The 15,042-nt window shown below is 39.3% G+C and carries 12 protein-coding genes and 1 riboswitch; of the genes, 10 read left to right on the forward strand and 2 right to left on the reverse strand.

From position 1 onward, the window contains the following. Nucleotides 1-48: 48 nt before the first annotated feature. Entirely contained in the window at nucleotides 49-975 is a 927-nt protein-coding gene (gene glsA / locus LC455_RS05440; RefSeq protein WP_223588878.1) for a glutaminase A, read from the forward strand. 101 nt (nucleotides 976-1,076) lie between these two features. Here glsA and LC455_RS05445 read toward each other — a convergent pair whose 3' ends face one another. Together LC455_RS05445 and LC455_RS05450 are read right to left on the reverse strand one after the other, a co-directional pair. Continuing rightward, nucleotides 1,077-1,982 (reverse strand): DNA-3-methyladenine glycosylase family protein, encoded by a 906-nt coding sequence (locus LC455_RS05445; RefSeq protein WP_223588879.1) that lies wholly within the window; start codon nucleotides 1,980-1,982, stop codon nucleotides 1,077-1,079. A gap of 2 nt (nucleotides 1,983-1,984) precedes the next feature. Next, complete coding sequence (locus tag LC455_RS05450) at nucleotides 1,985-2,548, reverse strand: bifunctional transcriptional activator/DNA repair enzyme AdaA (protein WP_223588881.1); 564 nt, start codon at nucleotides 2,546-2,548, stop codon at nucleotides 1,985-1,987. Nucleotides 2,549-2,849: 301 nt separating this feature from the next. Beyond that, nucleotides 2,850-2,930, forward strand: a riboswitch (glycine riboswitch). A 163-nt stretch (nucleotides 2,931-3,093) separates the two neighbouring features. Between LC455_RS05450 and LC455_RS05455 the strand changes: the two genes are divergently transcribed. The 9 genes from LC455_RS05455 to LC455_RS05495 all read left to right on the forward strand — a co-directional run bounded on the left by LC455_RS05455 (nucleotide 3,094) and on the right by LC455_RS05495 (nucleotide 14,939). After that, the gene (locus tag LC455_RS05455) at nucleotides 3,094-4,458 is read left to right on the forward strand and encodes an amino acid permease (protein WP_223588883.1); all 1,365 of its coding nucleotides are present in this window, start codon (nucleotides 3,094-3,096) and stop codon (nucleotides 4,456-4,458) included. A gap of 152 nt (nucleotides 4,459-4,610) precedes the next feature. Next, entirely contained in the window at nucleotides 4,611-5,072 is a 462-nt protein-coding gene (locus tag LC455_RS05460) for an NUDIX hydrolase (protein ID WP_223588885.1), read from the forward strand. A gap of 71 nt (nucleotides 5,073-5,143) precedes the next feature. Beyond that, the gene (locus LC455_RS05465) at nucleotides 5,144-6,526 is read left to right on the forward strand and encodes a M14 family zinc carboxypeptidase (protein WP_223588887.1); all 1,383 of its coding nucleotides are present in this window, start codon (nucleotides 5,144-5,146) and stop codon (nucleotides 6,524-6,526) included. A 26-nt stretch (nucleotides 6,527-6,552) separates the two neighbouring features. Continuing rightward, on the forward strand, nucleotides 6,553-7,194 hold the full coding sequence (locus LC455_RS05470; RefSeq protein WP_223588889.1) for a pyridoxamine 5'-phosphate oxidase family protein: 642 nt from the start codon (nucleotides 6,553-6,555) through the stop codon (nucleotides 7,192-7,194). Between the two features lie 255 nt (nucleotides 7,195-7,449). Next, nucleotides 7,450-8,364 carry a proline dehydrogenase gene (locus LC455_RS05475; RefSeq protein ID WP_317851407.1) on the forward strand — a complete coding sequence of 305 codons (915 nt, stop codon included), beginning with the start codon at nucleotides 7,450-7,452 and terminating at the stop codon, nucleotides 8,362-8,364. A 28-nt stretch (nucleotides 8,365-8,392) separates the two neighbouring features. Beyond that, nucleotides 8,393-9,961: an L-glutamate gamma-semialdehyde dehydrogenase gene (pruA, locus tag LC455_RS05480; protein ID WP_223588891.1), complete on the forward strand. Its 1,569-nt coding sequence runs from the start codon at nucleotides 8,393-8,395 to the stop codon at nucleotides 9,959-9,961. A gap of 106 nt (nucleotides 9,962-10,067) precedes the next feature. Next, complete coding sequence (gene putP, locus LC455_RS05485; protein WP_223588892.1) at nucleotides 10,068-11,531, forward strand: sodium/proline symporter PutP; 1,464 nt, start codon at nucleotides 10,068-10,070, stop codon at nucleotides 11,529-11,531. Between the two features lie 324 nt (nucleotides 11,532-11,855). Next, the gene (locus LC455_RS05490; RefSeq protein ID WP_223588894.1) at nucleotides 11,856-13,550 is read left to right on the forward strand and encodes a sigma-54 interaction domain-containing protein; all 1,695 of its coding nucleotides are present in this window, start codon (nucleotides 11,856-11,858) and stop codon (nucleotides 13,548-13,550) included. A gap of 516 nt (nucleotides 13,551-14,066) precedes the next feature. Beyond that, a complete protein-coding gene (locus LC455_RS05495; protein WP_223588895.1) occupies nucleotides 14,067-14,939 on the forward strand; it encodes an AraC family transcriptional regulator in 873 nt (290 codons plus the stop codon). Nucleotides 14,940-15,042: the final 103 nt, after the last annotated feature.

Genomic DNA, 15,042 nt, shown 5'->3' on the forward strand with positions numbered 1-15,042 from the left:
GTGAATGGACACCTTATCATTCGCCCATACTACTATGGGTGATGAATAATGCCGTGTCAAAAAAACGACGAATTACAACGATTTGTGGAAGAAGCAAGAAGATATACTAAAGATGGCAAGGTTGCAGACTATATTCCCGAGCTGGGTAAAGCAAATCCTGGTGATTTATCAATTGCGATTAGTTATCCGGACGGAAGATGTATCTCAGCGGGAGATATTGATAAAAAGATAACGCTGCAAAGTATCTCAAAGGTTATAAGTTTAGCTCTTGTTTTAATGGAGAGAGGCAATCGCTATGTATTTGAACGAGTTGGGATGGAACCGACTGGAGACCCGTTTAATTCGATTGCCAAGTTGGAAACAATGCCGGCCAAACCGTTAAACCCAATGATTAACGCGGGGGCACTTGTTGTGACCCATATGTTAAAAGGGGATTCAGTGGAGGAGCGGTTCAATCGGTTATTAGGCTTTATCCGGGAATTGGCCGGCGACTCTTCTATTGGTTACTGTGAAAATGTAGCCCGTTCCGAATTTGAATCGGCTGATTTAAACCGGGCGTTATGCTATTTTCTGAAGCAGCATAACCTCATTACGGAGGATGTAGAAACCTTAATGGATTTGTACACTAAACAGTGTGCTGTTGAAATGAATTGTTTGAATTTAGCGAGGATCGGTATGATTTTTGCAATGGATGGTGTTGATCCTCTTAATGGGAAACGGATAATGCCTGATGATGTAGCAAGAATTTGCAAAACCTTCATGGTTACGTGCGGAATGTATAATGCATCAGGCGAATTCGCGATCAAAATAGGAATTCCGGCTAAAAGTGGTGTATCAGGCGGAATCATGGGGGCTGTTCCTGGTAAATTTGGAATTGGCATTTTCGGTCCTGCCTTGGATAAGAAAGGGAACAGTGTGGCCGGACTTAAACTCTTGGAGCTTTTATCAAAAAAATATCGTCTGAGTATGTTTTAAAGTAATCCCATCTGGATGCCAGATGGGAGTAAATTATTCGTAATAAAACTAAGGTAATGGTTAGCATTTAGATGAAAAAATGACGCCTTAAAAGTTGTATCTTATTCATATAACGACCTCCAAAGATAAAAGGTTGCATACGCTTGCCAGCCATCCCAATTTTCAGCGAATTCTTGTATTTCTTCTATGGCAGGCTTTCTCTCAGAACTTAATAGATTTTTTAATGCATTATGGAGGCCGGCATCTCCGATTGGAAAGGAAGTGTTGTAGTGTAAACATTTCATCATCACATAATCAGCAGTCCATGGTCCTATCCCTCTAAACTCGGTTAATGTTTTTTTAACTTGTTGATAATCCTGATTCAGCAATATTTCTTTCGATAGGTCCCCGTTGTCCATAGATTTAGCAATGCCAATAATATACTCCGCCTTCCTTCCAGTAAATTGAAGTTTCTTTAAATCCTCAACATCAATGGAAGCAATTTTTTCAAATGAAGGAAATAACCAAAAGGTATTCCCATTAAACGTGAGACTTTCTCCAAATCGCTCAACAAAACGTTTTTTTAACGTATAAGCAAATGTTAGATTGATTTGTTGGCCTATTATAGCCCAAATTAGCGATTCAAATAAATCTGGAATACCTATAATCCGCAGTCCGTAGTATTTATTGGAGATTTTACTTAAAATACGATCCTTGGCGGCCATTTCATAAAATCCTGCCAAATCTTGATCTAAATCAAGCCATTCCCAAATGTATTCAGCAGCTTGTTTTCGAGATTCTTCAGAAGGTGTACTTATGGGGAATTCAACGATGATGGAACGATTATTATATCCAACTTTAAACAAAATGAAGGTTTCATTTACTTTAATCAGCTTATATACAGATCCAGCCTTAATTTGATGGAGCACTTCTAGGCTGGATCTGCTTAAAAATACTAAGCACTCGTTAAAATTGAATTCCTCGGGAGGGTAGATTTCAACGTAGGTCCCAAAATCATTCCAGTTCATTTTTAATGCCCCTTACTATTTTTTCTATATTCACTAGGTGAACAATTTTTTAAATTGCGAAATGCCTTGTAAAAATTAGAAGGACTTTGGAAACCAACCTCATAGCATATCTCCAGATTAGTTAGGTCGGTACATGTAAGAAGATGCAGGGATTTGTCAATCCGTATTTTTTCTAAATAGGTGCGTGGAGTTTCCAGTGTTTCTTGCTTAAATATCCGTTCAAGATAATAGGGACTTAGACCGACATTATCCGCTATATCCTTTAATACGAGATTTTGTTTATAATGATTGATTAAAAATGTAATAACATCTTTCACAAGTCCCGTATGAGGTGAATGTTCCACTTCAGGCTGGCATCTTTTGCATGGGCGAAACCCCGCCTTTTCAACTTCCTTAATATCGTGGTAAAACTCAACATTTATTTTTTTGGGTTTTCTAGATCTGCAGGATGGGCGGCAGTAGATTTTTGTTGTTTTCACGGCTGTAAAAAATAACCCATCATATTTTCGATCACAGGCGATAATTTTTTCCCACATTTCTTCAAATGAAAGATTGATTTTACTCATAATCTTATCCTTTCCTTTTCTAGCCTAGTCCTAATATAAATGAGATGTATCCTTAAACCTCATTTTATCAAGGTTGGTAAATTGATTTCGTCCTGATTCTTGCTCTTATGGTCTAAGAGAAATGGGCATTACAAAGTATAAGCCTGGAAACCAAAATTTAGATGATAATATAATATAAATTTTAGTTGTTGACACAATGTAAGAATACTATTAAAATTAAAAATTATTCAACAATAGTTAAACTCAATCAGAAAAATTAATAATTTAGCAAGCTATGATTGCTATGGATCACACTATAGCAGGAGCAGCTTCTGGAGAGACCGCAGGAATACCGCGGCGCCGAAGGGTTCACAATCTCAGGCAAAAGGACAGAAGAGTACTGAATATTTATTTGTTATACTGACAACCGTTAGTGTAACAAATAATATTTGTTATTCTTAGACCTAAGAGATTGGAGGACCTCCAGTCTCTTTTTTTATGGAGTTTACTATTTTGTTCAACGTTTCACATGAAACATTTTTCATCAATTTGAGAGGGAGATTGAAATGGAACAAAAAGAACTAAAGCGGAATTTAGAGAATCGTCACGTGCAGCTAATCGCCATTGGCGGCACCATAGGAACTGGATTATTCCTGGGGTCCGGTAAAGCGATACAGCTGGCAGGGCCATCCATCATACTAGCTTATTTAATCGTCGGAATCGCCTGTTTTTTTGTGATGAGGGCGCTGGGGGAACTTCTGCTGTCCAAAGCGGGCTATCAATCTTTTACTGACATTGCCGAAGACTACCTCGGCCCGCGGGCAGCGTTTGTCACCGGATGGACCTATTGGTTTTGCTGGATTATGACGGCTATGGCCGATGTAATTGCCGTTGGTGTTTATGTTCGATATTGGTTTGATATCCCGCAGTGGATACCAGCGATCGTCTGCTTAATCATATTATTAGGATTAAATCTATTAACGGTGAAGCTTTTTGGAGAATTGGAGTTTTGGTTTGCGTTAATAAAGGTCATAACTATTGTCGCCTTAATCGGTATTGGGGTCGTTCTGCTGGTAATGGGATTCAAGACAGAGGCTGGAACGGTTTCGGTTTCAAATCTTTGGAACCATGGCGGGATTTTCCCGAATGGGGTTTCAGGTTTCCTGCTTTCCTTCCAAATGGTTGTGTTTGCCTTTGTCGGTGTGGAATTAGTGGGAGTATCTGCAGCGGAAACTTCCAATCCGAAAAAAAATATTCCGTCTGCGATTAACAAAATTCCGTTACGAATTCTATTTTTCTACGTTGGAGCCTTGATTGTCCTATTATGCGTTAATCCGTGGACCGAACTAAATGCAGCCGAAAGTCCGTTTGTTAAAACCTTTAGCTTGGTCGGGATTCCGATTGCTGCCGGTATTATTAACTTTGTCGTCTTAACTTCCGCCGCATCTGCTTGTAACAGCGGAATGTTTTCCACAAGCCGGATTTTGTTTAATTTAAGCAAAAAGAATCAGGGGCCAGCTAACTTTGCCAAGTTGAATAAAAACCATGTACCAAGTAATGCGTTATTTATCTCAACGCTTGTTTTAACGGGGGGAGCTCTTCTAAGCAAACTTGTTCCGGAACAAGCTTTTGGGATTGTAACAACCATCAGCGCCATTTGTTTTATTTGGGTATGGGGTGTCATTCTCATTTGTCATGTAAAGTATAAGAAAACACGTCCTGACTTACAGAAAAAATCAACCTTTAAAGCACCGTTTACACCATTTATGAACTACGCTGTTCTAACATTGTTTGCGGCGATTCTCATTATTATGTTGTTTGCGCAATCTACACGCACGGCCTTATTGTTGACACCAGTATGGTTTATTCTATTATTTGCTTTGTATTCATATAGAAAGAGAAAAGAAAAAAATCTAAGGTTATCGGCATAGAAATCTAAAATCAAAAAGACCAAGGGGACGGTTCTAGTGGCACAAAGTTTTAAAAAAGCCATGAGAACCGTCCCCTTGGTTTTCCTAGTTTCAAGATTTTGATTTTTCTGTAATAATTAGGAGGAGAATTAATTGACAAGAGGAGACTCTCAATGGGCTATATTGAGGATTTACGTAAAATAATTGGAACCAGGCCGCTCATTTTAGTAGGCGCAGTCGTGGCAGCAATAGATAAGGAAGGGAAAATATTACTGCAGAAAAGACCTGAAGGGATTTGGGCGCTTCCCGGAGGACTATTAGAATTAGGAGAATCAGCGGAAGATGCAGGAAGACGGGAAGTCTTTGAGGAAACAGGTGTTGAAATCGGCCAACTAGAGTTAGCTGCTGTATTTTCAGGAAAGCAATATTTCAGAAAACTGCCAAATGGAGATGAATTCTACCCTGTCACAATTGCCTATATTTCAAATGATGTGAAAAACAGTACAATCAAAATTGACGGGAAAGAAACGATAGATGCCGGATTTTTTCCTGTTCAGGAATTACCGGCACATACAAGTCCCTTAGTGAAAGAGATCATTAAACACTATATTGAAAAGCCGAAGGGACGGTTCTGATGGCCCTTGTAGGTAGTTGCTACCAAAAAAACCGTCCCTATGGTCTACAAACATCGAAAGGAAACTATGTCATGAATTTTGAATCTGTTGTTGCTAACGTTCCGGATTACAAAGCTTTTCTGACTGTTGATGAGATGGATGACAGCTGCAGGAAACTTGCAAATGAGTTTCCTGACATTGTTTCCGTTTTTGAGGCTGGAAAATCTCGAAAGGGACATTCGATTTTATGTATGAAAATTGGGAATGGACTAAAGAATGCTTTATGCTTTGCCTGTCCTCACCCGAATGAACCGATTGGAGCCATGACACTTGAGTATTTTTCTCGTGCTTTGGCTGAGAATGACGATTTACGGGAAGAATTAGGCTTTACATGGTACATGATTAAATGTATAGATCCCGATGGTGTCCGTTTAAATGAAAACTGGTTCAATGGGCCGTTTAATGTATATACCTACACGAGAAATTATTATCGGCCAATTGGCTATGAACAGGTAGAATGGACATTTCCGATTGATTACAAAGAGCTGCATTTTCACAACCCGCTTCCTGAAACACAAGCTTTAATGACATTAATAAAAGAAATCAGACCAGAGTTTATGTATTCGCTCCATAATGCCGGGTTTGGGGGGGCTTATTGGTACTTAACGCATGATCTTCCAGAGCTGTATGAAGGTTTGAGAGATTCAGCTATAAAACAAGGCATCCCCTTGAATTTAGGTGAGCCGGAGGAACCTTTCATAACGAAATTTTCTTCAGCTATCTTTAAAAATATGACAATTGCTGAAGCTTATGATTTCATTGAAAAGTTTAGCGGCAATAAGCCAAATATAAAAAATGGCACTTCAAGTTCAGACTATGCATCGGGGGTAACAGACTGTGTAACTCTTCTTACCGAGCTGCCTTATTTCTTTGATCCTCGGATTGAGGATCTGAGTGAGGGGGAAATCACCCGGAAAGATGCCATTTTACAGAATGTAAAACAATCACAAGCTCATTTTGATCTCCTGGATCAGATTCTGGCCGAAGTACGTCCATATATTAGTGATGAGAATCCATTTGTAAAATTGGTAGAAGAAGTGATTCAGTATGTTAAAGAAGGCAGTGAAGCCAAAATCAAGTGGGCTGATAGTAATCCTGAATTTGAAAAAATGGCTTCCAGGGCAGAGATTTTTGATAATTTACAAGTTGCGAAGTTTTACAATGGCTTGTACTTAGGTTTAACCGTTCGGACTTGTGAATATGAAATCGAACGGCTCAAACGGGAAAAGAATAGTGATCAGATCGCATTGGGCCCATTCATGGAAACCTGCAAGAAAGGGAAGCAGTTATTAAAAGGATATTGCGGAAATCTTGAAAGTGAGCTTGATTATCTCGCGATTCCGATTCAAAAGCTTGTACGTATTCAATTAGAGAGTGGACTAATAGTTGCTAATTACATTCGTAAAAATCGATGAAATTAACACTAAGGGAGAGTGCAGTGATGCCGGGACCTAATCTTACATGTACTGATAAAATTAAAACAGAGGATGAGTTACGTTCGCTTATTGGGGAACCTAGTGAACTAGTTAGAAAAAAGGTAATTTCCCATTTAGACGATCATTGTAAGGATTTTATTTCCCGTTCACCTTTTCTCGTCATCTCCACCTCGGATGCTTCAGGATATTGTGATGTTTCTCCTCGTGGAGACATGCCAGGTTTTGTACTTGTACTGGATGAAAAACATATCATTATTCCAGAAAGGCCAGGAAATAAAAAAATCGATACTATGCGGAATATTTTATCCAATCCAAAGGCTGGCCTTCTTTTTCTGATTCCTGGATTGGGAGAAACATTACGAGTGAATGGAAAAGCATCTTTGGTGAAAGATGACATCCTCCTTGACAGAATGGCCCATCGTGGAAAGAAACCCTTGGTCGGGATCTGCATTGAAGTGGAAGAATGCTTTATTCATTGTGCAAAAGCAATGAAACGATCAGGCATTTGGGAACCAGAAACATGGAGTGATAAGGATTCATTGCCAAACGCAGCAAAAATCCTATTAGATCATACAAAACTTCCCGACATGACCGAAAAAGATTTGGACAAACTACTCCAGGAAGATTATTTGACCGAACTCTACTAAGCAGTGTAAAACCACTAGAACCGTCCCTATGGTCCCATCTGGCTGACAGATGGGATTTTTTTCTGTTATCTGACAACTACCTTTACAATTTTGTTAAAAATCAGTTGGGGAAGAAGTATGTTCGACTTAACAAGTTAACAAATGTGTTTAAATTTAAAAAATATATAGACACTTTTGTTCAGAATATTATAAAATTGCTTACAGATATAAATTAATAAACAATGATGTTCATTCTATTAAGGAGGTTTGAAGACTTTGGAATTATTAATGAGAAATATGTTTCAATCGCTTGGGAAGAATACCTCAGCTAACAAACTAGCAAAGAAATACGGTCTGCGTTTCGGCGCAGGGCGATTTGTAGCGGGGGAATCCATCAAAACAGCCATTGAAGCTGTGACAAAGTTGAATCGTGATGGAAAAGTGGTTACCTTAGACCACCTTGGGGAGTTTGTTTATACAGAAGAAGAAGCACAGGAATCAGCAGCCATGTGTATACAAACCCTCGATGCTATCGCCGAATCGGGGGTCAAGTCTAATCTGTCCCTTAAAATGACATCACTTGGCCTTGATATCAGCAGAGAACTATGTATGAAAAATATGCGTAAAATTCTGGATCGCGCTAAGCTCCATCAAAATTTTGTCAGAATTGATATGGAGGACTATGATCACTGCCAGGTATCATTGGATATTTACAAGGAACTTCGGAAGGAATATGACAATGTAGGCCTCGTTATTCAGGCTTATCTTTATAGAACGGAACAAGATATTGCTGACTTAAATCTATTAAAAGCCAACCTCCGTCTTGTAAAAGGGGCATACAAAGAGTCCCCAAATGTTGCCTTTCCGGAGAAAAAAGATGTAGATGAAAATTTTAAAAAGATCATTAAGCAGCATCTGTTAAACGGAAACTATACAGCCATAGCAACCCATGATGAATCGATGATTGAATATACAAAATCGCTAGTACGTGAACACCAAATCCCAAATGAGCAATTTGAGTTCCAAATGTTATACGGAATTTGTGAGGATATTCAAGCAAAACTAGTAAAAGAAGGATATAAGGTCCGCGTTTATGTCCCTTACGGTGTAGACTGGTTTGGTTATTTTATGAGACGGCTGGCAGAAAGACCGGCCAATGTATGGTTTGTTCTAAAAAATCTATTAAAATAGCAATTTCACATAAAAAGGAGCGATGATGATGATCACGGCAACAAAACAAACACCATTTAAAAATGAACCTTTTACGAATTTTTCGCTTGAAGAAAATAAGCAAGCGATGTTTGCAGCTCTTGGAAAAGTGAAAAAGGAGCTGGGCAGGAAATATCCGATTGTAATCGGCAAGGAAAAGCTATTCACCGAGGAACAAACCATTTCGATTAATCCAGGAAATGTCGATGAAGTAATTGGGTCTGTCAGCAAAGGTAACAAAGAATTAGCGGAAAAAGCGATGCAGACAGCGTTGAAAACGTTTGAAACCTGGAAAAAGGTTGCTCCGGCTGAACGTGCAGAATATCTTTTCAAAGCAGCAGATTTAATGAGACAGCGCAAGCACGAGTTCTCTTCCTACCTTATCTATGAATCAGGGAAAAACTGGGCTGAAGCGGATGCTGATACGGCAGAGGCAATCGACTTTTTGGAGTTTTATGCGCGAGAAATGATTCGCCTTAGCGAGACAAGCATTCATCAGCCGCTTACCAAAATTGATGGGGAAGACAATCAAATATCCTATATCCCTCTTGGTGTAGGGATTGTGATTTCACCGTTTAATTTCCCACTGGCGATCATGGCGGGGACAACTGTAGCAGCAATCGTTTCAGGAAATACCGTTATTTTGAAACCAGCGGATGCCACTCCTGTGATTGCAGCCAAGTTTGTCGAACTAATGGAAGAGGTAGGTCTGCCTTCAGGTGTACTTAGCTTCATGCCTGGGGATGGAATCGAAGTTGGTGAGTATTTGGTAGAACATCCAAAAACCCGGTTTATCTCTTTTACAGGCTCACGTGCGGTAGGGTGCCGCATTTATGAAAGAGCAGCAAAGGTTCAGTCTGGACAATTGTGGTTAAAGCGTGTTATCGCTGAAATGGGCGGTAAGGACGGGGTAGTTGTCGATGAAACAGCTGACTTGGATGCAGCAGCAGCAGCTATTGTCGCTTCAGCTTTTGGCTTCCAAGGACAAAAATGTTCCGCGGGCTCAAGAGCGATTATCGTTGCATCTGTTTATGATGAAGTGGTTGAAAAAGTAACAGAGCTAACGAAAAACTTAACGGTTGGTCTTCCAGAAGAGAACCATGCGATTGGACCGGTTATTGACCAACGATCAGTGGATAAAATCATGAGCTATATTGAAATTGGCAAAAAAGAAGGCAGATTGCTTACTGGCGGCTCCAGAGCAAATGGCAACGGCTTCTATATTGAACCGACCATCTTTGCAGATGTAGAACCAAAAGCACGGATCATGCAGGAAGAAATCTTTGGCCCTGTCCTTGCTCTTGCGAAAGCAGCTGACTGGCAGGAAGCCATTGAAATCTATAATGATACAGACTATGGATTGACAGGTGCTTACCATTCCCAGAATGAGGAACGCATTCAGTATGCCCTTGAAAACATGTATTGCGGAAACCTTTATATTAATAAAAAATGTACAGGTGCATTAGTTGGAGCACATCCGTTTGGCGGATTCAACATGTCAGGCACTGATTCCAAAGCCGGCGGATACGATTACCTTTTATTGTTTACTCAAGCAAAACTGAAATCTAGAAAACTTTAATAACATAATAGGCTGGGGAATTCTCTCTAAAGGGGAGGGGATCCCCGGGTTTTTAAATTATTATTGAAAGCGCTTTTGAAATCAATTAAAAGAACGGGGATGAGGTATGAATACACAGATTCTTATTTCTATCGGTATATATATGGTGGGTATGCTGTTCATTGGTTATTTTGCGTACAAGCGAACGTCTAATCTAACCGATTATATGCTGGGCGGAAGAGGGCTTGGGCCAGCGGTCACAGCACTTAGTGCAGGGGCATCGGATATGAGCGGGTGGCTGCTCATGGGTCTTCCAGGTGCGATGTTTTCCCAAGGGTTAAGTGCTTCATGGATTGCCATTGGTTTAACAATCGGAGCCTATTTCAACTGGCTTTATGTAGCACCGCGGTTAAGAACGTATACAGAAAATGCCAACAATTCGATGACCATTCCGGCATTCCTGGAGAACCGTTTTGGTGATGGTTCTTCTATGCTGCGATTGACCTCTGGACTCGTTATCATTGTCTTTTTTACTTTCTATGTATCCTCGGGAATGGTTTCAGGCGGGGTTCTGTTTGAAACAACCTTTCATATGCCTTACCAGGCAGGACTTTGGATTATTGCCGCTGTTGTCATTGCCTATACCTTATTTGGCGGATTTTTAGCGGTCAGCTGGACGGATTTTGTACAAGGTTTAATTATGGTAACCGCCCTTATTTTAGTCCCAGTTGTGACAATCATGGAAGTAGGCGGATTTGGTCCTGCATTTCAGGAAATAAAGGGGATTGATCCTAAGTTATTTGACATTTTTAAAGGGACTACCGTGTTAGGAATTGTTTCCTTAATGGCCTGGGGCCTGGGGTACTTTGGCCAGCCGCATATCGTTGTCCGCTTTATGGCGATTTCCTCAGTAAAAGAAATAAAGAAAGCAAGACGCATTGGGATGGGCTGGATGATTTTTTCTGTCGGCGGTGCGATGTTTACTGGATTCATCGGCTTGGCCTTTTATTCTAAACAGGGTCTCACGCTATCTGACCCTGAAACTGTCTTTATTGAACTAAGCAGAATTTTATTTCATCCATTGATTACTGGATTTTTACTGGCCGCATTATTAGCGGCGGTGATGAGTACTATTTCTTCACAACTCCTTGTGACAGCAAGCTCACTGACGGAAGATGTCTATAAGACTTTCTTCCGCCGTTCTGCAAGTGATAAAGAATTAATGTTTATTAGCAGACTTTCGGTGCTTGTCGTTGCCGTCATTTCCGTTGTCCTTGCCTTTAATAAAAATGGAACCATTTTATCACTGGTCGGATACGCTTGGGCTGGCTTTGGAGCCGCTTTTGGACCTGTCATTCTGCTGAGCCTTTATTGGAAACGGATGAATAGATGGGGCGCTCTTGCCGGCATGATCGGAGGCGCCGTAACGGTTATCATTTGGGCCAATGTACCGGTATTGAAAAATAGTTTATACGAAATCATTCCAGGATTCGTGGTAGGTCTGGCCGCCATCTGGATTGTCAGCCTAATGACTCCTGCACCAAGTGAGCAATTACAAAAAGAATTTGACCAATATAAACAATCGGCCTAACATTTTAGTCCCGGTGAAACTTAAAAAGCTGATACCCGTATAAACATATGGGTTCAGCTTTTTTAATCTTTTTATTAATTTGGATATGTTAAAGGGCATTGTTGATTTTTAACACTGATGATTGGAGCGGAAGGCGCGAAAGCGCCAAGGAGGCTTCCCGGCACGCCCGCGGAAAGCGAAGCGCCTGGAGCGTAAATCAACAACTAAGTTTAACAGAGGCATTAATTTTGAAGTTCATTTATCATAATATCGTATAATATAGGGTAGGTAGAATAGCCTTTAATTATATGTTACAGTGATAAAAAAGCTAGAAAGGATTTTAGTATGTACAAAAGTGTACAATTTACACTGGATTACTCCTTTACAATTGTAAATAATCATACACCATTACTAGAAATAAAAAAGAGGCTTCACGAGTACAATTTTGTAATTGTGGCGGGTGAAATATACTTTATCATCAATAACTATGAAAACAGTCTGATGGTCTTAGGCAGCGACTCCATGCCCATTATTGATTGGCTCGAACATCTCAACTGGCTCCCATCCACTGTGCTTCCTGACATCACTGAAGTCGATACTGCAGTGGATTGGCGCAGACCCGTTCTTGTTAAAAATGAAAAGGAAATTATCGGTGTTGTTTCAGCGGAAAAGCGAATTGAAAAGCTGGAAGAGGAAAACCGCCAAATTTCGGCTTATTTTCAAACCTTAGCCGAGACGATCAATGACTCCGTTACAGCGGTTGATCAAACGGGAAATGTCGTCTACTGGAATCTAACAGCGGAAGAAACCTACAAGATTAAAAAAGAGTACATCCTCGGAAAGAAAATAGGAGAGCACTTTAGTGATGAATCGATTGTCCTGCACCGGATTCTAAATGAAGGACGTCCGGTCAGGGGGCAATATCATCGGCCTAATAATGATACACACGTTCTAATTAATGCTTCACCTATCATGATCGATAATAAGATCATCGGCGGCATCGCGACTGAACATAATATCACGAATATAATCCGGCTTAACGAAGAATTGGATTCTAACTCATCGTTGTTTGTTCAAAAGTCCAATCCTTTTTCAACGATGGTAAGTGGGAGCCTTAAATTTCAGGAAGCCTTGAAGATTGCGCAAAAAGTTGCCCATGCGGATATCCCGATTCATTTAATGGGGGAACCCGGTGCTGGAAAAGAAATGCTGGCTCAAGCGATTCATTATGGCGGCTCAAAAGCCGAAGGTCCATTTCTCACTCTAAACTGTTCGGTTATCCCTCCTGCATTATTAGAAATCGAACTTTTTGGTTTTCAAAAGGAAAACTTTACAGCGGAACAGCAAACATTACAAATCGGCCGGATTGAGCAAGCTTTAGACGGTACATTATACATAGAAGATATTGATAAGATGCCGCTTCCGATTCAAGGTAAATTATTAAATTATTTGGTCGATCATAGTTTTTACCGGGTAGGCGGGGGGAAGAAAATTACCTCGCCAACAAGAATCATTACTTCCACTTCAGAATCGATGGAGGTTCTCCTGAAACAAGGGAATTTTAACGAGCAGCTTTATTTTCATTTATCCGTCATTACCATAGATATCCCGCCACTTAGAACAAGAAAAGAGGATATCGTTTCCCTTGCCCAGAATTACATTCAGGAATTCAGCTCTAAGTATAAAAAGCAGGTACCAGAGATCTCTTCTGAGACAATGAAACAATTAGTGAACTATGACTGGCCCGGAAATATCCGTGAACTAAGAAACACGATTGAACGTATGGTTCTCCTAAATGAAAAACCGATTATTACCGAAGAACATTTACCTGAAAATATCAAAAGTAGGGTGATTGTAAAACAAACCAACATTGAAAATGGGGAAATTGAGCAACAAGAACCTGTTTTAAAAAATACGGAAGCCTTAGAAATTGAGGAGGCATTAAGAAAAACATACGGCAATAAAAGTGCAGCAGCCAGTCTTTTAGGCATTTCAAGAGGGACTCTATATAACAAAATAAAAGAATATGGATTAAATTAAATGTGGAAATACACCAACTTTGGTGTATTTTTTCTTGAAAGATAAGAAAGTATAAATTTAGTTTTAACATTAGGAGGCCTATTACATCTATAGTTTTTCCGTCCGAAGAACTGGCGTAAACTTTTACTTGCCACTTTAACGGCAAAAACCTTTACCCTCAGCCAAACGCTCCTGTCCGATTCTGATTTGTTTTCAGGAACATCGGGCATGGGAATCAATTTTTGATGATATTATCATAAGTAATTAATAAAGTCACTTCTATTAAAACAGCTAAGTCAAAATAAAATATAAAAGGGGTTAGTCCATTGGCTAGCCCCTTTTATCCGTTTAGGAAAAGTATTATCGGAATGAAATTGAAAAAATTAAATTGAGAAAAAAGGTTTTTGTAAAGTCAATATTGAAAGATAGGAAGTTGAAAGACCATTGGACAAAAGAACCTGTCCCACTGTCCATCAATAGTATGAATAAATACTTAAGATTTTAAGAAGAAAGATTTACAGGTATGGGGGAAAATGCGTGGATCAATACAGTCTCTATAATAGTGAATTACTGCATGATAAATATTATCCCAAGGTTATATCGTATTATTTTAAACAATGGAAGGGTTTTGAAATGCCGTTTCATTCTCATAATGAAATCGAAATTATGTATGTGATTGAGGGGAAATGTGTTGTCGAAACCGCTGCTGAAACAGTACCCATGAAAAAAGGAGATTTAATTTTACTTGACTCAAACATTCCGCATCGTTTGGTTGTAAATCATGAGAATCCTTGTAGAATGTTAAATTTAGAATTTATCTTTACAAACAAAGAGGATGAGGGATTTCCCCCATTTTTCCATGAAATTGTGAGAACCAATGTTATGTTTTCTGAATTCCTTTCAAAAGGGTATCCGTATATTATGTTAAAAGATTCAAGCGATATTTACCATATCCTAAAGAGTCTTGTACTTGAGTTAGACGAGAGAAGTTCAGAGAATAAGGTGATGATTCAACTCCTATTTTCTCAACTATTAATTAAAATTGGCAGATTAGCGATTGAATATGAAAATCGGAATTCTTATCAAGTAAATGTATATATCAAACAAATCCTATCTTACCTTCACCAGAATTATGACTGTGAAATTCAGGTGAAAGATATTGCGAACGTTGTCAATCTACATCCTGTTTACCTACAGCGTATTTTTAAGGCAGAAATGGGATATTCGGTGATGGAATACTTAACTTCATTGCGAATCAAAAAAGCTAAAATGCTGCTTGCTCAAACAGAAATACCCATAATTGAGATATCTGAATACGTTGGTATAAACAGCCGTCAGTACTTTAGTACACTCTTTAAAAAGCACACCGGTAAGACTCCGGTTGATTATCGAAATACGCTTAACAAATAATTTTCAATGAAGAAAAGATTATAGAAAGTTAGTATTTTAAACACCGATATATGGAAGAGGTTACAAAATTGAAAACGTTTTTTTTTGTTGATTGGTAAGATAA

It is taken from the genome of Neobacillus bataviensis (assembly GCF_019969725.1).